The organism is Microbulbifer sp. ABH2_005 (genome assembly GCF_056160005.1).
Window position 1 is genome coordinate 116,418 of the sequence record NZ_JBSWWI010000003.1, and the last position, 21,920, is coordinate 138,337.

Sequence of the window (21,920 nt, forward strand, 5' to 3'; positions counted from 1 at the left end):
CATTCGCCCGCGATAATTCGCGGGCATGTTTTTTTGGGGGAGTCCATGAAATTAATTACCGCAATTATCAAACCTTTTAAGTTGGATGCCGTGCGCGATGCCCTCAGAGAAGTGGGTGTGAATGGCGTTACCGTTACAGAAGTGAAAGGTTTTGGCCGGCAAAAAGGCCATACCGAATTGTATCGGGGTGCTGAATATGTAGTGGATTTTTTGCCGAAAACTATGCTGCAAATTGCCGTAGAGGATTCCCAGTTAGACAAGGTGTTGGAAACGCTGGGCACCAGTGCACACAGCGGAAAAATTGGCGATGGAAAAATATTTGTTGCCAACCTGGAGCAGGTAGTGCGGATAAGAACCGGTGAAACCGGCAGGGATGCCATCTAAATCGATAGCAACCAAACATAATTTTAACAATATCCAGACTTGAACGGAGAGAAACATGGAAAATCAGATATTTCAATTGCAGTACGCAATTGATACTTTTTATTTCCTTATGTGTGGTGCACTGGTCATGTGGATGGCCGCGGGTTTCGCGATGCTGGAAGCCGGCCTGGTGCGCTCTAAAAACACCACAGAAATCCTCACCAAGAATGTCGCGTTGTTTGCGATAGCGTGCATCATGTATCTGCTTACCGGATACGCCATTATGTACGATGGCAGCTGGATGCTTTCTGGTATAGAGGCATTTAGCCTCGATACGGTACTGGCCGATTCCTCCAGTAATGGATTTGAGGGCGATTCCGTTTATTCGAGTGCTTCTGACTTTTTCTTCCAGGTCGTGTTTGTTGCCACCGCCATGTCCATTGTGTCCGGTGCCGTGGCCGAGCGTATGAAGCTGTGGAGCTTCCTCGCTTTTGCGGTGGTATTGACCGGCTTTATCTACCCGCTGGAAGGCTCCTGGACTTGGGGTAGCCAAAAAGTTTTTGGTCTCTATAGCCTGGGGGATCTCGGTTTCTCTGACTTTGCCGGCTCTGGCATTGTACATATGGCCGGTGCGGCTGCTGCCTTGGCGGGAGTGTTATTACTGGGTGCGCGCAAAGGCAAGTACGGCCCCAACGGCCAGGTCTACGCGATTCCCGGTGCCAATCTGCCGCTGGCAACCCTCGGTACCTTTATTCTGTGGATGGGCTGGTTCGGTTTTAACGGTGGCTCGGTATTAAAACTGGGCGATGCAGCCAGTGCGCACTCAGTAGCCATGGTATTTGTGAATACCAATACTGCCGCAGCTGGTGGCGCTATCGCTGCACTGATCACCGCTCGTTTACTCTTTGGCAAGGCCGATCTCACGATGCTGCTCAATGGTGCCCTGGCGGGCTTGGTGGCAATCACTGCAGAGCCGTCCACGCCGACCGCGCTGCAGGCGACTGTGTTCGGTATGTTTGCCGGTATCTTGGTGGTCTTCTCCATCATCACCCTGGATAAACTCAAAATCGATGACCCGGTCGGCGCTATTTCCGTTCACGGTGTTGTCGGTCTGCTTGGTCTGCTGCTGGTGCCCCTTACCAATGAGGAATCCACCCTGGTGGGCCAGCTGGTTGGAGCGCTAACCATCTTTATCTGGGTCTTTGTAAGCTCCCTGGCGGTTTGGTATCTGCTTAAGCTGGTAACCGGTATCCGCGTCAGTGAAGACGAAGAGATGGAGGGTGTTGACTTGGCCGAGTGTGGAATGGAAGCTTACCCGGAATTTATGAGCAAATAGCCGCTCAGCAATGGCGTCGCCCAGATATCCAATATCCGATATTGGGGCGATCGCCGGTTTGAGGTTCCCGCAAAGAAGATAAACCAGGGGAAAGACACAAGATGAAATTAATAACGGCCGTAGTGAAGCCCTTCAAACTGGACGATGTGCGTACAGCCCTTTCCGAAGTCGGCGTCCAGGGAATGACGGTGACGGAAGTGAAAGGCTTTGGTCGCCAGAAGGGGCATACCGAACTCTATCGCGGTGCAGAGTATGTGGTGGACTTTCTGCCTAAGGTCAAATTGGAACTGGCCGTCGATGACAGCATGGTCGATGCGGCTGTTGAGGCTATCACCAAGGCGGCACAGACCGGAAAAATCGGCGACGGCAAAATATTTATTACCGCATTGGAAGAAGTGATACGTATCCGTACCGGCGAAACCGGTAGCGAAGCGGTATAACAATTGCTGTCTAATTTGGGTATTTTGTTTAATGATATCCAAGCGTTTTAAGCCCCGTAAGGGGCTTTAGCTTTTGCCCGCCCTCTTCAACTTGATCATGAACGCTTCCAGCGGGTGGGTTTCACCACTCCTGGCGTTTAAATCCCCATAACAAACTGCAATATCCCCCCGATTTTCTCCCAACAAAAAACTCTACGGGCTCCGGTGCCTGCAGCTGGCAGCGTGGTTAGTCAGTGCCTATATATTAATCGCCGCTTTTAATGCGGTAGGTGATTGTCACCCCGGTGGCTTTCAATTCCATTGACGCCGCGGGAAGGGGCGGCACAGAGGTACTCCCTCTGTAACAGGAGTAAGGGTTACAGGGTTTTGCTATGAAAGATGGTTATGAAGATCAGGGTAAGAACGCTCGCAATAAGGAAAGCGAAGAATTTGCCGAAGAGCGCTCGATTACCTCCCGTGAACGCGCCAGAAGCCAGCTGAGTTCCGATGTCGAGGAATTCTTAGCCAGTGGTGGGGCAATTAGTGAAGTTGATCCAGATGTCACCGCCGATCCCCCGCGCAAACCGCAACCTAAATACGGTAGTCGCCCTATTTAGCGCCTCTCAACTTTGCCGCCCCTGATATCAGGTCGGCGGCAAGACCTCTCCTCTAAGAAGTTTTCTAATCGACTAAGCCGTGGGACTGGCCAAACTCAGGGGTTCAACAGCCTGGGCAACAGGCGCTCCAGAACTTCGCCAATATAAGAGAGAAACAGGGTGCCGAGGCTGGAGCGATAGTATTGTGGATCGGTTGATCCAACTGCCAGCATGCCCAGCTGGTTACCCAGTGGGATCACTGCGGCAGAGGCAACCTCCTGCCAGTTTTCACCAAATAGATACTCTTTCTCACCGGGGCGCAAAATTCCGCAGATTGGCCGGCCATTGCGCAATATGGCGCCAATGGCTGTTTCCGCGCTGGATAGCGTGCTGGTGCGTACTTCCCCGAGCTTGTCGGTTGGAACCGCGAGTGGACCAAACAGGGTCAGGCTGGTGAATTCCACAGCGAAGTCGTTGGAAAAACTGCTGTAGAGAACCTCAGTGGCATCACCGATGGTCTGTGCTTCCAACAGGGCGAGGATGAGTCGGCGGCTGTTAAAAAACAGCTGGTCGTTGTCGCGGGCATTGTGCAACAACTGGTCGAGGCGCTGGCGCATCTCGATATTGCGCTCGCGCAGCAGGTTGGTGTGATGTGTCATCAGCGACACGGTCTTGCCGTTTTCCCGCGGTAGTTTGATGGTCTCGAGCAGATCCATGCGCTCGACAAAAAACTCAGGATTTTGCATTAGGTAGCGAGCTACCTGGCGCGCGAGCAACTTGTCATCGCGCTGGGTTTCCCTGTGGTTGCCGGCGACAATCTCATCAGAAGTTTGATTGGCGTCTTTGTGTTCCATCATATTCTGTTCACATTGGCGCAGACGCGTGGTGAACCCTGTGCTCTATTGGAGGAGAGGCTCGCCCGCGCGCGAAGTTATTTAAATAATGATTTGCCCGTGGAAAACCGTAGTCGCGGGCCCGGTCATAGTAACTGGCTGACCCGGCCCACTCCAGTGGATCGTCAAAGGCCCGCCGGGAAGGCGGATTTCTACCTGGTCATCCACCAAGTTGCGCAGGCGGGCATACACCATGGCTGCGCAGGCACCGGTGCCACAGGCACGAGTCTCGCCTACGCCGCGCTCAAATACGCGTAGCTGCGCCTGGGTGCGGGAGTCAATTTGCAGGAAGCCCACGTTGACCTTCTGTGGGAAGCGGGGATGTGCCTCGATTGAGGGGCCGAGGGACTCTACCGGAGCGCTGTGAATATCGTCGACCAGTAGTACCGCGTGTGGGTTGCCCATGGAGATGGCGCCGATGGTGTAGGTCTCGTCATGAGCTTCCAGTGGGTAGCTATCCGCGCGACGATCGGCATTGAAAGGGATTTTCTCCGGCTCTAAAACTGGAGCACCCATATCAACACTGACCTGGTCGTTATCGAGTACACGCAGATGCAGCATCCCCCCAGCGGTCTCGACCGTGAGCCGCTTTTTCCCTGTCAGGCGGCGCTCGCGCACGAAGCGGGCGAAGCAGCGCGCACCATTGCCGCAGTTCTCCACCTCGCTACCATCGGCATTGAAGATCCGATAGCGAAAGTCCGCGTCAGGCCCCCGTGGCGGCTCTGCCAGTAGTACCTGATCGCAGCCGATGCCTAGACGTCGATCGGCGATTCGGCGAATTTTATCCGGGGACAACTTGAGTCTCTGGCTGATGCCGTCGAGCATCACAAAATCATTGCCGAGTCCGTGCATCTTGCTGAATTTAACGCGCATTCCATTTCTCTATAAGACTGATTGAGCCGGCCATCCAAGGGCTGCTCGCCACCGGTGACGCCGCTATTGTTGGCGCCCCGGTATTCTTTTGGGTGGTAATTAAGGGGAAGGATGACACAAACCGTCACACCTTTTCAGGCACTGGGGTCTCACCTCGAACCAGGTCGTCGAAGGTTTCCCGCGTGCGCACCAGGTAGCTATTCTCCCCATCCACCAGTACTTCCGCTGCGCGTGGGCGGCTATTGTAGTTGGAACTCATGGTGAAGCCGTAGGCGCCTGCAGACAACATGGCCAGCAGTTGCCCTTCGCGCAGGGCCAGGGCGCGATTTTTGCCGAGGAAATCCCCGGTTTCGCAAACGGGGCCCACGATATCCCAGAGCGTGTCCTCACCGTCGCCCGGTGTGACTGGCACTATGTCCTGCCAGGCCTGGTAAAGTGCGGGGCGCAGGTTGTCGTTCATGGCCGCATCGACAATGGCGAAGTTGTGTCCTTCGGTGTGCTTCAGGTATTCAACTCGAGTTAACAGAACGCCGCCATTAGCGGCAATCGAACGACCGGGTTCCAGTATCAGGCCCAGCTGGCGTTCGCCGATACGCTCCAGAACCGCTTGCAGATAGTCTGCAACTACTGGGGGCTCTTCACCCCGGTAACGAACCCCGAGGCCGCCGCCCAGGTCCAGATGTTCCAGTTGGATTCCCTCAGAGGAGAGGGTGTCCACCAGTGCCAACAGGCGGTCGAGCGCATCTAGGAAGGGTGCCACTTCGGTGAGCTGGGAGCCGATATGGCAATCCACTCCGGTGACTCTCAGGTGCGGCGAGCGCGCTGCGTATAAATACACATCCAGGACACTATTGATCGCGATGCCGAATTTGTTTTCCTTGAGGCCGGTGGAAATATAGGGGTGGGTTTGGGCATCCACGTCCGGGTTGACCCGCAGCGAGATTGGGGCGACAGCCTCGCATTCCGCTGCCACCTGCTCGAGACGACGCATTTCGGCTTCCGACTCGATATTGAAGCAGTGCACCCCCACTTCCAAACCGCGGCGCATCTCCTCCGCAGTTTTGCCCACACCGGAAAATACAATTCGCGAGGGATCTCCTCCTGCCAGCAATACCCTCTCCAATTCCCCCCCGGAGACGATATCAAAACCGGCGCCGAGCTGGGCCAGCAGCGACAGAATACCCAGGTTGCTATTGGCCTTCACCGCATAGCAGATCAGGCCCGGGTGGCTGCCCAGTGCCTCGGCGTAGGCTTGATATTGGCGCTCGAAGTGGGCGCGGCTATAGACATAGGTGGGGGTTCCGAAACGCTCGGCGACCTCTTCCAGTGATACCTGTTCCGCCCACAGGCTGCCTTGGCGATAACTGAACTCACTCATTTCTGCGGTGCTTGCTCCTCTGGGTAGCCCTCTTCCGGGTAGTCTTCCGGCTCAGAGTAATCTTCAGGTTGCGAATAGTCGCCTGGTTCAGAATATCCCTCCGGCACAACAACCTCCCCTGCAGGGGCAAGTACAGGCTCATCCGGCTCCACCGCAGTGCTGCTGGTAGGCACCGTCGTGGGCGGGCCAGTGGTGATAGCTGGCGCGGGTTCGGCCGGCGCCTGGGGCAGGTACAGCGGTCCCTTCTGGCCGCAGCCGCTGAAGAGTGCGGACGCACTCAGTAGGGCGTAAAGGGGGAGGAGCATTTTTTTCGGCATGGGTGACATCCTGCACTCGGGCTTTAGAGCGGTGTTCGGCAAAAGCCTGATAGTATAGCGAGCCAATAGATTGAACACAGCAGACGGTAACAGAAGTAATAAAAGATGAGCCAGACGGAATATGAAGCGGCCATTGAGCACACACTGATGGCGATTGAGGATGCCCTGGACAATTGCGACTGGGATATTGATTACGAGCGCAGCGGTGCGGTGCTCACCCTGACATTGGAGGATAACGGCAGCCAGGTAATTCTCTCCCGGCAGTCTGCCAATCAGGAGCTTTGGGTCGCCGCCAAGTCGGGCGGTTACCACCTGGCTTTTACCGCGCCCGGCTGGAAGTGCAGCACCACCGAGGAAAATCTGCCGACCCTGCTCAATCGCGTGTTGACAGAGCAGCAGGGGGAGCCGGTCGATCTGGGATTATCATAGTAATTCCGGTTTACTGATCGGCCGAACCCCAGGCGCCCGGATGCAAAAAACCGGGCGCTTTGCCCTGCTGGAACTCGTTCTCAGTGGCGTTCTTCGATTTGCGCCCGCGCTCGCGCACAGGCGCTGCGAACCTGATCGGGAGCGGTACCGCCGATATGGTTGCGGGCGGCTACCGAGCCCTCCAGGGTGAGCACTTCAAAGACATCCTCGCCGATATCTGTGGAGAATTGCTGTAGCTGCTTCAGGCTCAGTTCCGCCAGGTCTTTCTGCTGTTCAATGGCAAAGGAAACCGTCTGGCCGACGATCTCATGGGCATCGCGGAAGGCAATGCCTTTGCGCACCAGGTAATCTGCCAGGTCGGTGGCCGTGGAGAAACCCTTGGCGGCTGCCGCCAGCATATTTTCTTTTTTTGCCTTGAGTGCGGGCACCATATCTGCAAAGGCGCGCAGGCAGTCCAGTGCGGTATCGGCAGCGTCGAATAAAGGCTCTTTATCTTCCTGGTTATCTTTGTTGTAGGCCAGCGGTTGGCTCTTCATCAGGGTCAGCAGTGCAATCAGGTGGCCGTTCACACGGCCGGTTTTACCGCGTACCAGTTCGGGCACATCCGGGTTTTTTTTCTGCGGCATAATTGATGAGCCGGTGCAGAAACGGTCCGGCAGCTCGATAAAGTCGAACTGGCTGGAGGTCCAGAGCACCAGCTCCTCGCTGGCGCGGGACAAATGGGTGAGCAGCAGGGCGGCGAAGGCGCAGAATTCAATGGCGAAATCCCGGTCGCTCACCGAGTCCAGGGAATTTTCGGTTGGGGCATCGAAGCCCAACAGTTCGGCAGTGCGCGCGCGGTCGACTGGATAGCTGGTGCCCGCCAGGGCCGCGGCACCCAGGGGCGAGCGATTCACCCGTTTGCGGCAATCCATCAGGCGTTCAAAATCCCTGCCGAGCATAGCATTCCAGGCCAGCAGGTGGTGGCCGAAGGTAACCGGCTGCGCGCTCTGCAGGTGGGTAAAGCCGGGCATAATGGTATCGGCTTCGCGTTCGGCCAGGTCTACCAACCCGGTTTGCAGCCGCGTTAATTCGGCTCCGATTAAATCGATGCGGCCGCGCAGCCACAGGCGGATATCGGTAGCGACCTGGTCGTTGCGGGAGCGGCCAGTGTGCAGTTTTTTACCGGTGGCACCGATGCGCTCGGTCAGGCGCGCCTCGATATTCATATGCACATCTTCCAACTGCACCGACCAGGGAAAGTCACCTGTCTCAATCTCCGCAGCGATCTCTTTCAGGTCATCGGCAATCTGGTGATACTCATCACCGCTCAATACTCCCACCTCGGATAGCATCTGTGCATGAGCGAGAGAACCCTGGATATCTTCCAGCGCCATGCGCTGATCGAAGGTGACAGAGGCAGTGAATCGCTCTACGAAGGCGTCGGTGGCTTCGCTGAAACGGCCGCCCCAGAGTTTGGCGGCGGGATTAGTGGCGGAGTCGGGTTTGTCGTTGCTCATGGTTTTCCTGGCTGCAGTGAGGTGAAAGGCCGGGGAGCTTGGTGGTATCGTGCGCTTTGAATATAGGGACAATCAAGAATAACAACTGCATGTCATTTCCCAGGCCGTCGGGCATTATATCGCAGAAAATTCGAAATACTGGTATCAATGACAAGGATTCTGCGCTTTCAAGGCAGGTGCCTTTCCTGCCGGATTTGTGCAGTGTTACCGCACTGGCTGTACTGGTGTTGATGGGGGAATTGCTGGCGCTGGTGCTGGTGCTCGCCTTGGACGGACTGCGCGACTTCAGTTGGCAGCGTCTTGGCTTGGTGTCCCTGGTGATTCAGTGGGTGATATTGCCCTGCGCCGCCGTGCTTTGCCGACTGCGCCCCTATCTAGCCAAATTACCCCACAAACATGCCGGCGCTATCAGCTTTATTGCGGTGTTGGGCGTGCTTGGATTGGTAATGGGGGTTCAGCGCTATGTGCGTGCTCAATTGCTGCAGGCAGATTTCGACTGGTGGGGCCTGGCCAGCGACTGCCTGCTGGGGGCTATCTGCGCCGGGGTGGTATTGCGCTACGCCTATTTACAGCAGCAGCTGTACAACCAGCAACAGGCGGAGCTGGGTGCGCGTATCGAGGCGTTGCAGTCGCGCATACGGCCGCATTTTTTGTTTAACAGCATGAATAGCCTGGCCAGCCTGATCGCGGTAGACCCGGACCGCGCCGAGCGTCTGGTGGAAGATTTGTGCGTGTTGTTTCGGGCCAGCCTTGCCGACCCAAAGCTGGTGCCGCTGTCGCAGGAAATACAATTGTCCCAACGCTACTTGGAGATTGAGGTCCTGCGCCTGGGCGAGCGTTTGCAGCAGCAATGGCAGCAACAGGGTGCTCTGGAGGATATACAGGTACCCAGTATGTTGTTGCAGCCATTACTTGAAAATGCCGTTTTGCACGGTGTGGCTCAGCAGCGTGAGGGCGGCACAATCAAAGTGGCCGTAAAAACCGAAGACGGCGCATTGCGTATTGATATTGAAAACCCACTTCCGGCGGAAACTGTGCGTTCCACCAGGGAAAGCAACGGTATGGCGGTGGAGAATATTCGCCAGCGCCTTGCGGCCTATTACGGTGATCGCTTCAGGTTTACCGCCGGTCGGGCGAATGGCCACTACAGGGTAAACCTACAACTACCCTTATTTCCCCTAGGGATGGTCCAGCGGGAAACAAAAGCCGCCGTAAATTCCAGTAGAGACACTGAGGTGATGGAGTGACCCAGTTGCGAGTTTTGATCGTCGATGATGAACCTCTGGCGCGCGCGCGCCTGCAGCGGCAGTTGTCTACAATCGAAAACTGCATTCCAGTAGGTGAGGCAGCGGATATTGATTCTGCGCTGATACAGGTGCAGATACTGGATCCGGATCTGGTATTGCTCGACATAGAAATGCCCGGCGGCAGCGGCTTGGAACTGGCCCAGCAACTTTCCACCCGCGAGTGCCCACCAGCGATAATTTTTTGTACCGCCCACGATGAGTTCGCCCTGCCGGCCTTCGCTACTGCCGCAGTGGGTTATCTGCTCAAGCCTGTCAGCGTGGAGCAGCTGCGCCAAGCGCTGGCAAAGGTGCAGCGCCTTAATAAACCTCAACAAAAGCTTGTTAGTGGTGACGAGAAGGATCGTGGCCGCAGCCGTATCAAAGCGGTGAGCCGTATGGGAGTGGAGCTGCTGGAAGTGGACAGCATTCGCTGTTTGGTTGCCGACAGCAAATATGTGGTGGCCCATCACCCTGGTGGCGAGACGATCCTTGATGAGTCATTAAAAGAGTTGGAAAGCGAATTTGGTGATCGCTTTGTACGAGTACATCGCAGTGCATTGGTGGCAGTAGCGTTTATTACAGGCCTACGCAGAGATGGAGCGAATTATCGGGTGGAGCTAGAGGGGGTAACGCAGGCACCACTGGTAAGCCGGCGTATGCTGTCTTCGGTTAAATCGCTGATTACCGAGATATGTTGAGTATTTATCTTTTCCCTGGTGAAAATAACGAAAAAAAGCGGGCAAAATGCCCGCTTTTTTTCTTACAGTATTAATTGCATAAACCTGGGGGATTAAGGGTTAGTAAAGCTGCGGTCCACCATCGCCGTATTCAGAGTCATTTTGCAAACTCAACTCACCGGCGGCGCTATTCAAATACTCTGCATCGGATTCCGATTTGAGCTTGATCATCAGGCGCAAGTCGTTGGCGGAGTCGGCGTGGGCGAGGGCGTCCTCGTAAGTAATTTCGCCGCGATCGTAGAGTTCGTACAGGGCCTGGTCGAAGGTCTGCATGCCCTGCTCGCCGGAACGTTTCATCAACTCCTTCATCTTATGCACCTGGCCTTTGCGCACCAGGTCTGACATCAGCGGCGTGTTGATCATAATTTCCAGACAGGCGCGGCGGCCATCGCCATCCGGTGTCGGGACCAACTGCTGGGCGACCATGGCCTTAAGGTTCAGGGATAGATCCATAAACAGCTGTTGGTGACGGTCTGCCGGGAAGAAGTGAATGATCCGGTCGAGGGCCTGGTTGGCATTGTTGGCGTGCAGTGTACACAGGCACAGGTGACCGGTCTCGGCGAAGGCGATAGCGTGTTCCATCGTCTCGCGAGAGCGCACCTCACCAATCAGGATGACATCTGGCGCTTGACGCAGAGTGTTCTTCAAGGCGATTTCGAAGGAGTCGGTATCCAGACCCACTTCGCGCTGGGTCACAATACAGCCGCGGTGCTGGTGGATAAATTCGATCGGGTCCTCAATGGTGATGATATGACCCTTGGTGTTCTCATTGCGGTGGCCGATCATCGAGGCCAGGGAGGTAGATTTACCGGTACCGGTGGCGCCCACAAAAATAATCAGCCCGCGCTTGGTCATGGCCAGATCTTTGAGTACATCCGGCAAGCCGAGGCCGTCAATAGTGGGAATTTTTGTTTCGATGCGTCGCAGCACCATGCCCACCAGATTGCGCTGGAAGAAAGCCGACACCCGGAAACGGCCCACGTTGCGCACTGCGATGGCGAAGTTTAATTCCTTTTTTTCGGCGAACTCACGACGCTGCTTTTCATTCATGGTGCCCACCACCAGCTCGCGCGCTTTTTCCGGGGTGAGGGCACTGCTACTGCAAGGCACCACGCGGCCGTGCAGTTTGATGGAAGGCGGTACGCCGGCGGTGATAAACAGATCCGATGCACCTTTCTCTACCACCAGCTGTAGGAGTCTTTCTATATCCATGATTGTTACCGCGTATTATTTTTTGACTGAAGAAGGGCCGGTAATGCTTAGAAGTTTTCCGGCATCTTGGCTTTTTCCCGCGCGACTTCGCGGCTGACGATACGGCGAGCCACCAGGTCTTCCAGGCACTGGTCCATGGTCTGCATACCGACGCTGGCACCGGTCTGGATGGCGGAGTACATCTGCGCGATTTTGTCTTCGCGGATCAGGTTGCGGATTGCCGGGGTGCCGCGCATGATCTCGTGGGCGGCGACACGGCCACCGCCGTTTTTCTTCAGCAGTGTCTGCGAGATTACCGCCTGCAGGGATTCCGATAGCATGGAACGCACCATGGCTTTTTCCTGCGCCGGGAACACATCCACCACCCGGTCGATAGTTTTGGCGGCGGAGGTGGTGTGCAGGGTGCCGAAGACCAAGTGACCGGTTTCCGCTGCCGTCAATGCCAGGCGAATAGTTTCCAGGTCACGCATCTCACCCACCAGAATAATATCCGGGTCTTCACGCAGGGCCGAGCGCAATGCTTCCGCAAAGCCGTGGGTATCCCGATGCACTTCGCGCTGGTTCACCAGGCATTTTTTGGATTCGTGCACGAATTCGATGGGATCCTCAATGGTGAGGATATGCTCGTATTTGTTGTCGTTGATATAGTCCATCATCGCGGCGAGGGTGGTGGACTTACCTGAGCCGGTGGGCCCAGTGACCAAGACTAGGCCGCGTGGGGTATCGGAGATCTGTTTGAACACCTGGCCCATGCCCAGATCTTCCATGGTTAAAACCTTGGAGGGAATGGTCCGGAATACTGCACCGGCACCGCGGTTGTGGTTAAAGGCGTTCACACGAAAGCGGGCTACACCAGGTACCTCGAAAGAGAAGTCGGTCTCGAGAAATTCTTCGTAGTCCTTGCGTTGCTTGTCGTTCATGATCTCGTAGATCAGGCCGTGCACCTGCTTGTGTTCCATGGCCGGCAGGTTGATACGGCGCACGTCGCCATCCACACGGATCATCGGCGGCAGGCCTGCGGAGAGGTGCAGATCCGAAGCGTTTTGTTTGGCGCTGAAGGCGAGGAGTTCAGTGATATCCATACTGCTACCTTATGGTTCTTGTTTGGGCTCAGGTAAAATCGCCACTCATTTCGGTAAGGGCCTCAGTATATGCGCAAAGCGACAATCGTCGAAAACCTGAATGCAGTAGGTGAGCGGATTGTGACCTGCTGCAACAACTGCGATCGCGATCCTGCAGAAATCACTCTACTGGCGGTTTCCAAAACCCGCCCGGCGGAGGATTTGCGCATCGCTTATGCGGCCGGCCAGCGACACTTTGGCGAAAACTATTTGCAGGAAGCCCTGGAAAAACAGGATGCCTTACAAGACCTGGATATCCACTGGCATTTTATCGGGCCCTTGCAATCGAATAAGTCTCGCGCGATAGCCGAGCGCTTTGATTGGATGCATACGGTGGATCGTCTGAAGATCGCCCAGCGTCTGTCATCCCAGCGACCAGCTAACTTGGCTCCCCTCAATATTTGCCTGCAGGTCAATATCGATAATGAGCAGAGCAAGTCTGGCATAGCTCCACAGGATTTGGAGGCACTGGCGCGGGAAGTGGTGCAATTGCCGGGGCTGCGTTTGCGCGGTTTGATGGCGATTCCTGCGGCTCGCCAAAACGTACAAGAACAGTACGAGCCTTTTGCTGAGATGGCGCGCCTGCTGCAGTCTCTGCAAGAGTTATTTCCCGATGAGGCGCTGGATACACTTTCTATGGGGATGTCTGCCGATATGGAAGCGGCGATTGCCTGCGGCGCGACCATTGTGCGCATCGGCACAGATATTTTTGGCGCACGCAATTACTCTGAGTGAAAGATCCTATTTTTTACCCGAGTGCTTGCCCGAAGTTCTGGGGCTATGTTCGTGGGGAAAGTGTAAGAGACCAATGAAACGCTCAGGGACACTCGAAGTGATATTGCTGGGGTTGACGCTATGCGCAGTGATTTCCCTATCTATCGCGCACACCCTGCTGGTGACCTGGGTGGCCTTGGAGTGGTTGGCTTTTCTTTGTCTGCTTTCCTTTGCGCTACCTAAGGTCACTTTAATCACCAGTTTTCTAGACCGCACCATCTCCCAGGCCCTGTGGCCTGAGAGCCGGCACTGGCTGTGGATACTGGCCATAGCGCTCAACCTGATCGCAGTTGTGGAAACATTAAGATTGAAGCCTTAAAAAATAAACGGCCCTTAAGGCCGCTTATTAAACATTACGATTTAGAAGAGCCTTTGGCACTACTCAACTAAAGTCAGTTTTTCCTTCTGTGTTTCGTCGAGCAAGTGTTCGGCAAAAAACAACGCGGTAGCCTGGGTGAAGACATCATTGTTCTCCTTTTTGCGGTAGCCGTGCCCCTCATTTAACGCATTCATATACCAAACCTGATTGCCGTTTTCTCGCAGTGCCGTCACGATCTGTTCCGCTTCTGTGACGGGGACGCGGGGGTCGTTTTGACCCTGCACCACAAACATGGGTACCTGGATTTTTTCCACATGGTTGTTGGGGCTGATGCCTTCCAGGAATTCGCGCATCTGCGGATCGCGTTCGTCACCGTATTCCACGCGGCGCAGGTCCCGGCGATAACTCTTGGTATTGGTGAGGAAGGTGACGAAATTGGAGATGCCGACAATATCCACGGCTGCTTTCAGGCGATCCGAATAGTGGACGCTGCTGGCCAATACCATATAGCCGCCGTAGCTACCGCCGAAGACGGCGACCCGCTTGGCATCCAGGTCCGGCTGGGTGGCGATCCAGTCCAGTAACGCGCCAATATCTTTCACAGAATCTTCACGCTTGTAGCCGTTGTCCATGGCCAGATAACTTTTCCCGTAACCGGCGGAACCGCGCACATTAGGGGCGATCACAGCGGCCCCCAATTTCTGCAGCCACAACTGGTACTTACTGGAGAACATCGGGCGGTATTGCCCCTCAGGGCCACCGTGTATGGAAATAATGACCGGCACTGGAGCCGTTATATCGTGGGGCTTGTAGACGAAGGCGGGAATCTTGCGCGGCTCGCCGTTTACCTGATCGAAAGTAGGGTAGTGCACCAGCTCGGGCTCGATAAACTGCTCGGTATCCAGGCCGCCCACTTCGCTGAAGGTCCAACGGGTGAGGTCGCCACTGGATAGAGGCCGGCGGCCCAGCTCCAGTACAAAGGTATCGGTGGGGGTTTTGGGGGTATTCAGTGATAATGCCAGCCTATCGCCACTGGGATTAAATTCGGTTGCGCCGATCACGCCGATAGGTAGTGTTTCGACTTTGCGGTAGCGATCATTGCGCGGGTTGTACAGGTACAGGGTAGACATACCATTTTCATTCGCCACAAAAGCGCCGCGGCGGCCGTCTTCACTAAGGACAAAGCTACTGATATCCCAGGGAATATCAGCGGTAATGACCTTCTCATCACCACTGGCCAGGTCTTTGCGGATCAGCTGGGTAAATTCGCCATTTTTATCGCTAACCAGGTATATGGAGCGGTCGTCGTAGCTGAAGCCGGCGGGAAAGTTACGAGAGTCTTTTTCATCATCACCGGAGAGCAATGTTATTTCGCCGCTATCCAGTTCCAATAAGTGAACCTTGGAACGGGTGGAGGAAACATATTGCAGAACCAGCAGCTGGCTGCCGGATTGAGAGAAGTCAGTGGGCCCCCACCAGCTGCCATCCTCCGATTTTAGGATCAGGCGATCTTCATCTTTGTTGCCGTCGAAAGTGGTTAGCCAGATATCGTTGGCGCTTCCGTCGCGACGAGTGCTCTGGTAAGCGAGGGCTGAACCCTGTTTATTCCAAAGAATGACGCCATTGCGCGATTCGCCGTCGCTGAGCATTTTGCTCTTACCGCTGGCGCTGTCGAACAGGAAAACCTGCGCATACTCGTTGCCGCCGGCATCCATGGTGTAAGCCAGCTGCCGATGCTGGGGGCGGGTAAGCACTTCCCCGATAGGTTCATCAAAAAAAGTCAGTTGTCGACGGGTACCGCCGGGGCGCTCTACCTTGTGCAGCTGGTCCACTTCTCCAAAACGGGTACTGATATACATACCGCTGCCTTCCATATCCCAGCCACGGAAACTGGCTGAGCGTACATTCTGGTAGCGGTCGAGTTCTTCCACCAGGTTCGCTGGGATTGGGGGAATATCCTGTAACTGCAGTTGGCCATTGTTCTCGGTGCGGGTCTCCACCCCATGGGCAACAGTAGCCGCACTGAGCATTGCGGCGGTCACCAAATAGCGCCATTTCAACATAGTGTTCTCCTTGGCTAGCGCGCTGGGGCGCGCGTCTCTTGTTATTGGAATTGAGCGACCACATATTATCGGAATCCCTCCGGGGTATAACAGCCAGTAAACTCACAGAGAATGAGGCGAACACTCGCCGAGGTAACCCAAGTGACTGCAACAAATCCCAAAATTGTTTTTATTGGCGGTGCCGGCAATATGGCCGGTGCGGTAATCGGTGGCCTGCTGGCGGCGGGATATCCGGCGGATAGGATTGTGGCTACCGGGCGCGACCTACTAAAACTCGAGGCTTTTGCTAAGCGTCATGGCGTGGTGGCGCACGATGATAATATTGCCGCGATTGATGAAGCCGATGTGATTGTTCTGTCGGTAAAGCCCCAGGTGATGCGCGATCTGTGCATGGATTTGCGCCCCCACCTGAAAAGGCGTAAACCGCTGATTATTACTCTGGCCGCAGGTATCCCCTTGGCCGCTTATCAGCGTTGGCTGGGGGAGCATCTGCCGATTGTACGGGCTATGCCCAATACACCGGCTCTAGTGCAGAGTGGGGTGACTGGGTTGTTTGCCGATGAGGCGGTAACTGCGGAGCACCGCGCCATTACTGAGCGCATAGTCAACGCAGTGGGTATCTCCCTGTGGGTGGATAAGGAAGAGGGCATCGATCAGGTGATCGCTGTAGCGGGGTCGGCGCCAGCGTATTTCTTTCAGTTTATGGAGGCGATGATCGACGCCTCCGCGGCCAGTGGCTTTGCCCGCGCCGACGCCGAGCGCCTCGTGTTGCAAACTGCACTGGGCGCCGCCAAACTGGCCATGACCAGTGATGTCGATGTAGCCCAGTTGAAGCGCAATGTGATGTCGCCGGGTGGTACCACCGAGCGCGCTGTGCAGCGCTTTGAGCAGGGCGGCCTGCCGCAGTTAGTGGCCGATGCCATGCGTGATTGCGCCGAGCGCGCTGCAGAGATGGCTCGCGAACTGGACCAATAAACTAATCAACACAATAAATGGTGCAGGCTGCGCCGCGAGTTAATCACTCTTTAGGGATTTTCAATGACAAGTACCTTTAGCAACATCGGCGTCTTCCTGGTGGCTACCCTGGGTATCCTCTACCTCTTTGCAGTGTTGATGCGATTCTTGCTGCAGTTGGCTCGTGCGGATTTCTATAACCCGATTTCCCAGGGCATTGTGAAGGTCACCAACCCACTGCTACTGCCTCTGCGCAAAGTGGTTCCGGGTCTTTTCGGTGTGGATATGGCTTCGGTGGTACTCGCCCTGCTTGTCGGGCTGGTAATGATTTTGGTTTGCGGGGCGTTTGCCGGTTTTGGCCTGTTTAATCCCCTGAGCGCACTGCTTTGGTCTCTGATCGGCTGTGTGGCTACCGTGATTGCGGTGGTGTTTGTGGGCATGTTGATCTCTATCGTGTTCAGCTGGATTGCTCCGCAGAGCAGCCATCCGGCGCTGATGCTATTGCGCCAGCTGCTGGAGCCCTTCTGCGCACCGATACGCCGCCTGATCCCACCTTTGGGGGTGATCGATATCAGCCCTATCTTCGTGTTTATCCTGCTCACGGTGGCGGATAAGTTACTACTGGGCTTTGCCGGTATGGCCAATATGCCGCGCTTCGTTTACAGCCTCTTCTGGCATATTCCCGGTTTTTAAATCGGTGACTGAGCGCTTTTCTTCCACCACGCGCACTGGATCGCATCTGGCGCAGTGTTAGACTTTTATACTAACGATTACCGGCCCGTCTCTACCTTGCGTGGCCTGGGCCGGTAGCCTGCAGAGTATAAATAACAAGAACACTGTGAAATGGAAGACGCACTCCTACGCCAACATATCTCTGAATACGACCGCTGGAAGAAGAACCTGGATCGGCAGTTCGCCCAGTTCAGTCAGTGGTTACAGCAACATTTCCCCAACTCTGCCGGCGCCTGCCAGGTTGTGCAGCAGGCCCGAGCGCTACTGACCGACGATCAGTTCACTCTGGTATTTGTCGGCGAGTTTTCCCGCGGCAAAACCGAGCTGATCAACGCACTGTTGGCGCAGACCTACGGCCAGCGTCTGCTGCCCTCGAAGCCCGGTCGCACCACCATGTGCCCAACGGAGATCTTTAGCGATGGCGGAGAGCGCGCCAGCCTGCGCCTGTTACCCATAGAGACCCTGGCGACCAATACCAGCCTCGAGAGCTTCCGGCGAATTCCGCAGAAGTGGGTCACGCATGAGTTCGACGCCAACAACCCCGAGGCGACCCGCGAGGCGCTGTTAAAAGTGGCCGCCACCAAGTCGGTATTGCCGGAGGAGGCCGCCCGTTATGGCTTCGATCGCCGTCACCTGGATGACAAAGGCAACTTAGTAGAAATTCCCGCCTGGCGGTACGCATTGATCTGCTTGCCACACCCACTCCTGGATCAGGGGCTGCGGATTATTGATACACCGGGGCTCAACGCCCTGGGCAATGAACCGGAGTTGACCCTCAGCACGCTGCCCGGTGCCCAGGCCGTGGCATTCTTGCTGGCCGCCGATGCCGGTGTCAGTGGCACCGATATGAATATGTGGGAGACTCACCTGGCTCCCCTGCGCGAACATCGCGGCACCGCGGTTATGGCGCTGCTGAATAAGATGGATGTGCTCTGGGATGACCCAGACGAAGATGCGCAACAACTGCTGCGGCGCATGCGCTCCCAGGTTGCCAAGTTGCTGTCCCTTCCGCAGGAAAGTGTCGCCGGGGTCTCGGCAAAAATGGCCCTGCTGGCACGTCAACAGCAGGATATCGAACTACTGCGTAAGAGCTGTTTTACCGATTTTGAGAAGCTGCTGGTTCAGCGTTTGCTGGAGCACCGTCAAAAAGTGGCGGAACACCGTTCGCTGCACCAAGCCCTGACCTTGATGGCGGATACCCGCGATTTGCTCAAGCGCCGTCTCAATAGCGGCCGTGCGGCGCTGATGCACTTGCAGCGCAATAGTGCCAGCACCGAGGAACAATTGGCCGAGCTGGACCAGCTGCAGCAGACTGTGCGCGAACAGCACAAGCTCTGCCATCAAGAGTTGCTCACCCTAAAATCCAGTCAGCGTATGCTGATGCGGCAGAGCACTTCGCTGCTAGCGCCCATAACTTTGCAGCAGTTACAACTACTGATCGATGAAACCAGTAAAGCGCTGCATAAACGCTGGACACCAATGGGACTCGCCAAGGCTATAGACACCTTTATGGAGGGTGTCGATTGCCAGCTTGCCAATCTAGAGCGGGAAGTAGATCAAGCAAACCGTCTGCTGGATGCGATTTTTGAGCGCTCCAGCCTGAAGAAGGTGGACAGTGTCGAGCAATACTTCACCATTCGCCAGTTCCGTATGACCTTGCGCGGCCTGCACCGCCAAGCGGCCCAGTTGCGGCGCTCTCCGCAGCTTTTGTTGGCGCGGCGCAATCGTTTGAGTGAGCGCTTTATCACTACACTGGCCAGCGAGGTAGGGCGTCTCTATACAGAGATGGGCAAGGCGGCGGAAAACTGGCTGGAGCAGGCTCTGGAGCCACTCAAGCAGCATACCCAATATCAAAAACACCTGCTGAACCGCCACTTGATCAAGCTGACCGAGTTAAAGCAGAAGACTCGAAGCCGACACACGGATTTGCGCACCCTAGAGGATGAAGTGCTGCGCAATGACCGGGCCCTGTCGGGGTTGGAGGATTTACTGCGCCATAACACCTCGGCACCACAGCCTCTGGCACCGGCGCCTCGCGCGCACAATGTCACCCCGCTGAAGCCGGCCCTCACGACTTAAGATCCTCGCTGGCGGTTGGCAATTGTCATAAGTTGCAGCACTCTCGTACACTTGCTGCAGAGGCAATAGCCGACCGCCAAATAACCCACAGAAATTATTACTTTGTCCACGGAAAACCCCAGCGCCTCCTGCGAGGCACCAAAGACCGCTGAAGAGGGCTCTGTAGGTCTTGTAACAGCAAAGAGCCACAAGTTTTGTGAACCTCTGCAGTTGGCTTGCGGGCGTGTTTTACAGGACTACACCCTGGTCTATGAAACCTATGGCGAATTGAATGTCGATAAAACCAATGCGGTATTGATTTGCCATGCGCTGTCCGGTCACCACCACGCTGCAGGCAGGCACAGCCCCGAAGACAAGCGCCCTGGGTGGTGGGACCACTATATCGGTCCCGGTAAGCCCATCGACACCAATAGATTTTTCGTGGTGGCGGTCAATAACCTCGGCGGCTGCCACGGCTCCACCGGCCCTGTTTCTATCAATCCGGCTACGGGTAAACCCTGGGGCCCGGATTTTCCCTCCTTGCGGGTGCGCGACTGGGTGCACAGCCAAGCCCGCCTGGCAGATGCGCTTGGTATAGAGCAGTGGGCTGCGGTAATTGGTGGCAGCTTGGGGGGGATGCAGGCGATGCGCTGGTCTTTGGAGTACCCGGAGCGTTTGCGCCACTGTGTAGTGATTGCTTCGGCGATGAAACTCTCGGCGCAGAATATCGCTTTCAATGAGACCGCGCGTCAAGCGATAACCTCGGACCCGGATTTCTGTGCAGGGCGCTACCTTGAGGAAGGTAAACTGCCCCGCGGAGGCCTGGCTGTCGCGCGTATGATAGGTCATATTACCTATCTTTCCGACGATGGTTTGGCGCATAAATTTGGCCGCGAACTGCGCTCCGGCAGTTTTCAGCAGGGTGCTGACGAGGAAGTTGAATTCCAGATCCAGAGCTATTTACGCTACCAGGGTGATAGTTTTTCCAGCAGTTTTGATCCCAATACCTATGTCCTTATGACCCGCGCGCTGGATTATTTCGACCTCGCACGGGAATATAACGACGATCCGGTAGCGGCTTTTTCCCATGCGCGCTGTCGCTTCTTGTTGATTTCCTTTACCTCCGACTGGCGCTTTGCCCCCAGCCGCTCGCGGGAAATTGCCGATGCGTTAATGCATGCCAATCGAGCGGTGAGTTATGCAGAAATAGAGTCCGCCATGGGGCACGATGCCTTCCTGTTGCCAAACAAGCGTTATGAGGGCGTCTTTCGTGCCTATATGCAACGTGTTGCTTTGGAGCATGAAGTAGGGCAGCCAGTATGCGTATAGATCTCAATGTAATTCAGGAATGGATAGCGCCCGCAAGCCGGGTTCTCGACCTGGGCTGTGGTGATGGCGAATTGCTGCAGCAGCTTCAACAGAACAAAAATGTTGTGGGTTATGGTCTGGAGATAGATCCAGAGCAGATACAGCGCTGTGTGCAGCGTGGGGTCAATGTGGTGGAGCAAAACCTGGATGCGGGACTGACCAATTTTGCTGATGCCAGTTTCGATACCGTGTTGATGACCCAGGCCCTACAAACTTTGAGACACCCGCATCTGGTGGTGGGTGAAATGTTACGGGTTGGGCGCGACTGTATTATCACCTTCCCCAACTTTGGCCAGTGGAAGGCCCGCTGGCACCTGGCTTTTTCCGGGCGTATGCCGGTATCCGATCTATTACCATTCGAGTGGTATGACACACCTAATATTCACTTTTGTACTTTCAGGGACTTTGAGGTGCTGTGCCGGCAGAACGATTGGACTATTTTGCACCGCCAGGTAGTATCTGAGACGAAATTAGGGGTGGCCTTTAAAGACTTTTTGCCAAATTTATTCGGTGAGACCGCGATATACCACCTGACTCGCTAAACTAATATCTGCGCCAAGTTTTTGTTCCGGGTCTCTGGAGCAAACTGCTGATTAGGGGTGGTTATCGCTCTGGCCAAACAGCCGGGGCTGCCCGGTTATTCAGTTGAAAGGCGCCCATAACAATTGGAGGTGACCCGTGAACCGCATCGTTAATGTCGCTGCCGCTCTGGCGCTATTCTTTCTGGCCGCTGGTGCCGTGGCACAACAGGCCCGAGTTATTAAGAATTACGAGGACTTCGGAGATTACCGGGTGATTTTCTCGGTGTTCAACAGCGACTTTATCCAGCCGGACATCGCCCAACAGTACCAGCTGGTGAGGGCTAAAGACCGCGCTTACGTCAATGTCTCTGTGGTGAAAAAAGATGGTGGTACCAAGGGCCTCAGCGCGGAGATGTCCGGCAATGCGACAAACCTGATTCAGCAGTCGCGACCGCTGAAGTTTAAAGAAATTCGTGAAGGCGATGCGGTCTACTACCTGGCGCCCTTGCGCTATGAGAATGAGGAGACTCTCACGTTCAACGTGGATGTGACCCTACCCAATGGCAAGAAAGAGACTATTTCCTTTCGCCGCAAACTCTAGCGGCTGTTGCGAGTGATCTGAGTGAGTGGCCCTCTCTAGTTTGTACGGCTGCCAGCGGAGTCATCAGAGGG

General features: G+C 55.5%; 23 protein-coding genes. 15 read left to right on the forward strand and 8 right to left on the reverse strand.

Translation table 11 applies throughout. The features are described from left to right. The first annotated feature begins 45 nt into the window (after positions 1 to 45). The 4 genes from ACXAFI_RS19450 to ACXAFI_RS19465 all read left to right on the forward strand — a co-directional run bounded on the left by ACXAFI_RS19450 (position 46) and on the right by ACXAFI_RS19465 (position 2,735). Positions 46 to 384 (forward strand): P-II family nitrogen regulator, encoded by a 339-nt coding sequence (locus ACXAFI_RS19450; protein ID WP_152450590.1) that lies wholly within the window; start codon positions 46 to 48, stop codon positions 382 to 384. Between the two features lie 55 nt (positions 385 to 439). After that, on the forward strand, positions 440 to 1,699 hold the full coding sequence (locus tag ACXAFI_RS19455; RefSeq protein WP_475110098.1) for an ammonium transporter: 1,260 nt from the start codon (positions 440 to 442) through the stop codon (positions 1,697 to 1,699). 101 nt (positions 1,700 to 1,800) lie between these two features. Next, positions 1,801 to 2,139 carry a P-II family nitrogen regulator gene (locus tag ACXAFI_RS19460; protein WP_152450594.1) on the forward strand — a complete coding sequence of 113 codons (339 nt, stop codon included), beginning with the start codon at positions 1,801 to 1,803 and terminating at the stop codon, positions 2,137 to 2,139. Between the two features lie 371 nt (positions 2,140 to 2,510). Then, a complete protein-coding gene (locus tag ACXAFI_RS19465) occupies positions 2,511 to 2,735 on the forward strand; it encodes a hypothetical protein (RefSeq protein ID WP_152450596.1) in 225 nt (74 codons plus the stop codon). Between the two features lie 95 nt (positions 2,736 to 2,830). Here ACXAFI_RS19465 and ACXAFI_RS19470 read toward each other — a convergent pair whose 3' ends face one another. The 4 genes from ACXAFI_RS19470 to lptM form a co-directional block, all read right to left on the reverse strand. Further along, entirely contained in the window at positions 2,831 to 3,571 is a 741-nt protein-coding gene (locus ACXAFI_RS19470) for a DUF484 family protein (protein WP_475110099.1), read from the reverse strand. Positions 3,572 to 3,649: 78 nt separating this feature from the next. Beyond that, positions 3,650 to 4,480 carry a diaminopimelate epimerase gene (gene dapF, locus ACXAFI_RS19475; RefSeq protein WP_444920714.1) on the reverse strand — a complete coding sequence of 277 codons (831 nt, stop codon included), beginning with the start codon at positions 4,478 to 4,480 and terminating at the stop codon, positions 3,650 to 3,652. Positions 4,481 to 4,604: 124 nt separating this feature from the next. Beyond that, positions 4,605 to 5,858, reverse strand: coding sequence for a diaminopimelate decarboxylase (gene lysA / locus ACXAFI_RS19480; RefSeq protein ID WP_475110100.1), 1,254 nt, complete (start codon positions 5,856 to 5,858; stop codon positions 4,605 to 4,607). Continuing rightward, entirely contained in the window at positions 5,855 to 6,175 is a 321-nt protein-coding gene (gene lptM, locus ACXAFI_RS19485; protein WP_444920716.1) for an LPS translocon maturation chaperone LptM, read from the reverse strand. The genes lysA and lptM overlap by 4 nt, the downstream gene beginning before the upstream one ends. A gap of 105 nt (positions 6,176 to 6,280) precedes the next feature. Here lptM and cyaY point away from each other — a divergent pair, with 105 nt between their 5' ends. Continuing rightward, positions 6,281 to 6,604 carry an iron donor protein CyaY gene (gene cyaY / locus ACXAFI_RS19490; RefSeq protein ID WP_152450603.1) on the forward strand — a complete coding sequence of 108 codons (324 nt, stop codon included), beginning with the start codon at positions 6,281 to 6,283 and terminating at the stop codon, positions 6,602 to 6,604. Positions 6,605 to 6,684: 80 nt separating this feature from the next. Here cyaY and argH read toward each other — a convergent pair whose 3' ends face one another. Beyond that, on the reverse strand, positions 6,685 to 8,103 hold the full coding sequence (gene argH, locus ACXAFI_RS19495; protein WP_475110101.1) for an argininosuccinate lyase: 1,419 nt from the start codon (positions 8,101 to 8,103) through the stop codon (positions 6,685 to 6,687). An 89-nt stretch (positions 8,104 to 8,192) separates the two neighbouring features. On the opposite strand from argH, the gene ACXAFI_RS19500 reads away from it, so the two are divergent. Beyond that, positions 8,193 to 9,350: a sensor histidine kinase gene (locus ACXAFI_RS19500; RefSeq protein ID WP_475110102.1), complete on the forward strand. Its 1,158-nt coding sequence runs from the start codon at positions 8,193 to 8,195 to the stop codon at positions 9,348 to 9,350. Further along, positions 9,347 to 10,087 carry a LytR/AlgR family response regulator transcription factor gene (locus tag ACXAFI_RS19505; protein ID WP_475110103.1) on the forward strand — a complete coding sequence of 247 codons (741 nt, stop codon included), beginning with the start codon at positions 9,347 to 9,349 and terminating at the stop codon, positions 10,085 to 10,087. The genes ACXAFI_RS19500 and ACXAFI_RS19505 overlap by 4 nt, the downstream gene beginning before the upstream one ends. A gap of 99 nt (positions 10,088 to 10,186) precedes the next feature. On the opposite strand, the gene ACXAFI_RS19510 is transcribed toward ACXAFI_RS19505, so the two are convergent. Then, positions 10,187 to 11,338, reverse strand: a complete 1,152-nt coding sequence (locus ACXAFI_RS19510) for a PilT/PilU family type 4a pilus ATPase (protein WP_152450611.1) — start codon at positions 11,336 to 11,338, stop codon at positions 10,187 to 10,189. A 47-nt stretch (positions 11,339 to 11,385) separates the two neighbouring features. Continuing rightward, entirely contained in the window at positions 11,386 to 12,420 is a 1,035-nt protein-coding gene (locus ACXAFI_RS19515; protein WP_252084158.1) for a type IV pilus twitching motility protein PilT, read from the reverse strand. A gap of 69 nt (positions 12,421 to 12,489) precedes the next feature. Here ACXAFI_RS19515 and ACXAFI_RS19520 point away from each other — a divergent pair, with 69 nt between their 5' ends. Both ACXAFI_RS19520 and ACXAFI_RS19525 read left to right on the forward strand, forming a co-directional pair. Further along, on the forward strand, positions 12,490 to 13,194 hold the full coding sequence (locus ACXAFI_RS19520; protein ID WP_475110104.1) for a YggS family pyridoxal phosphate-dependent enzyme: 705 nt from the start codon (positions 12,490 to 12,492) through the stop codon (positions 13,192 to 13,194). A gap of 73 nt (positions 13,195 to 13,267) precedes the next feature. Continuing rightward, positions 13,268 to 13,552, forward strand: coding sequence for a hypothetical protein (locus ACXAFI_RS19525; RefSeq protein ID WP_444920722.1), 285 nt, complete (start codon positions 13,268 to 13,270; stop codon positions 13,550 to 13,552). 59 nt (positions 13,553 to 13,611) lie between these two features. On the opposite strand, the gene ACXAFI_RS19530 is transcribed toward ACXAFI_RS19525, so the two are convergent. After that, positions 13,612 to 15,615, reverse strand: coding sequence for a S9 family peptidase (locus tag ACXAFI_RS19530; protein ID WP_475110105.1), 2,004 nt, complete (start codon positions 15,613 to 15,615; stop codon positions 13,612 to 13,614). A gap of 141 nt (positions 15,616 to 15,756) precedes the next feature. Between ACXAFI_RS19530 and proC the strand changes: the two genes are divergently transcribed. The 6 genes from proC to ACXAFI_RS19560 all read left to right on the forward strand — a co-directional run bounded on the left by proC (position 15,757) and on the right by ACXAFI_RS19560 (position 21,849). Further along, positions 15,757 to 16,590, forward strand: coding sequence for a pyrroline-5-carboxylate reductase (proC, locus tag ACXAFI_RS19535; RefSeq protein WP_475110106.1), 834 nt, complete (start codon positions 15,757 to 15,759; stop codon positions 16,588 to 16,590). Positions 16,591 to 16,653: 63 nt separating this feature from the next. Continuing rightward, positions 16,654 to 17,262, forward strand: coding sequence for a YggT family protein (locus tag ACXAFI_RS19540; protein ID WP_152450623.1), 609 nt, complete (start codon positions 16,654 to 16,656; stop codon positions 17,260 to 17,262). Between the two features lie 150 nt (positions 17,263 to 17,412). Further along, on the forward strand, positions 17,413 to 19,380 hold the full coding sequence (locus tag ACXAFI_RS19545; RefSeq protein WP_152450625.1) for a dynamin family protein: 1,968 nt from the start codon (positions 17,413 to 17,415) through the stop codon (positions 19,378 to 19,380). A gap of 102 nt (positions 19,381 to 19,482) precedes the next feature. Next, positions 19,483 to 20,688 carry a homoserine O-succinyltransferase MetX gene (gene metX / locus ACXAFI_RS19550; protein ID WP_475110107.1) on the forward strand — a complete coding sequence of 402 codons (1,206 nt, stop codon included), beginning with the start codon at positions 19,483 to 19,485 and terminating at the stop codon, positions 20,686 to 20,688. Further along, positions 20,679 to 21,269: a methionine biosynthesis protein MetW gene (gene metW, locus ACXAFI_RS19555; RefSeq protein WP_475110108.1), complete on the forward strand. Its 591-nt coding sequence runs from the start codon at positions 20,679 to 20,681 to the stop codon at positions 21,267 to 21,269. The genes metX and metW overlap by 10 nt, the downstream gene beginning before the upstream one ends. Positions 21,270 to 21,405: 136 nt before the next feature. Continuing rightward, the gene (locus tag ACXAFI_RS19560) at positions 21,406 to 21,849 is read left to right on the forward strand and encodes a DUF4426 domain-containing protein (RefSeq protein ID WP_475110109.1); all 444 of its coding nucleotides are present in this window, start codon (positions 21,406 to 21,408) and stop codon (positions 21,847 to 21,849) included. The last annotated feature ends 71 nt before the right edge of the window (positions 21,850 to 21,920 follow it).

Excerpts from the sequence above, each read along its gene's own strand:
- ACXAFI_RS19450 (WP_152450590.1), top strand. The coding sequence starts at position 46 with ATGAAATTAATTACCGCAATTATCAAACCTTTTAAGTTGGATGCCGTG.
- ACXAFI_RS19455 (WP_475110098.1), top strand. The coding sequence starts at position 440 with ATGGAAAATCAGATATTTCAATTGCAGTACGCAATTGATACTTTTTAT.
- ACXAFI_RS19510 (WP_152450611.1), bottom strand. The coding sequence starts at position 11,338 with ATGGATATAGAAAGACTCCTACAGCTGGTGGTAGAGAAAGGTGCATCG.
- ACXAFI_RS19470 (WP_475110099.1), bottom strand. The coding sequence starts at position 3,571 with ATGATGGAACACAAAGACGCCAATCAAACTTCTGATGAGATTGTCGCC.
- argH (WP_475110101.1), bottom strand. The coding sequence starts at position 8,103 with ATGAGCAACGACAAACCCGACTCCGCCACTAATCCCGCCGCCAAACTC.
- metW (WP_475110108.1), top strand. The coding sequence starts at position 20,679 with ATGCGTATAGATCTCAATGTAATTCAGGAATGGATAGCGCCCGCAAGC.
- ACXAFI_RS19530 (WP_475110105.1), bottom strand. The coding sequence starts at position 15,615 with ATGTTGAAATGGCGCTATTTGGTGACCGCCGCAATGCTCAGTGCGGCT.
- ACXAFI_RS19525 (WP_444920722.1), top strand. The coding sequence starts at position 13,268 with ATGAAACGCTCAGGGACACTCGAAGTGATATTGCTGGGGTTGACGCTA.
- dapF (WP_444920714.1), bottom strand. The coding sequence starts at position 4,480 with ATGCGCGTTAAATTCAGCAAGATGCACGGACTCGGCAATGATTTTGTG.
- lptM (WP_444920716.1), bottom strand. The coding sequence starts at position 6,175 with ATGCCGAAAAAAATGCTCCTCCCCCTTTACGCCCTACTGAGTGCGTCC.
- ACXAFI_RS19465 (WP_152450596.1), top strand. The coding sequence starts at position 2,511 with ATGAAAGATGGTTATGAAGATCAGGGTAAGAACGCTCGCAATAAGGAA.
- lysA (WP_475110100.1), bottom strand. The coding sequence starts at position 5,858 with ATGAGTGAGTTCAGTTATCGCCAAGGCAGCCTGTGGGCGGAACAGGTA.
- ACXAFI_RS19540 (WP_152450623.1), top strand. The coding sequence starts at position 16,654 with ATGACAAGTACCTTTAGCAACATCGGCGTCTTCCTGGTGGCTACCCTG.
- ACXAFI_RS19515 (WP_252084158.1), bottom strand. The coding sequence starts at position 12,420 with ATGGATATCACTGAACTCCTCGCCTTCAGCGCCAAACAAAACGCTTCG.
- ACXAFI_RS19545 (WP_152450625.1), top strand. The coding sequence starts at position 17,413 with ATGGAAGACGCACTCCTACGCCAACATATCTCTGAATACGACCGCTGG.
- ACXAFI_RS19520 (WP_475110104.1), top strand. The coding sequence starts at position 12,490 with ATGCGCAAAGCGACAATCGTCGAAAACCTGAATGCAGTAGGTGAGCGG.
- ACXAFI_RS19500 (WP_475110102.1), top strand. The coding sequence starts at position 8,193 with ATGTCATTTCCCAGGCCGTCGGGCATTATATCGCAGAAAATTCGAAAT.
- ACXAFI_RS19460 (WP_152450594.1), top strand. The coding sequence starts at position 1,801 with ATGAAATTAATAACGGCCGTAGTGAAGCCCTTCAAACTGGACGATGTG.
- cyaY (WP_152450603.1), top strand. The coding sequence starts at position 6,281 with ATGAGCCAGACGGAATATGAAGCGGCCATTGAGCACACACTGATGGCG.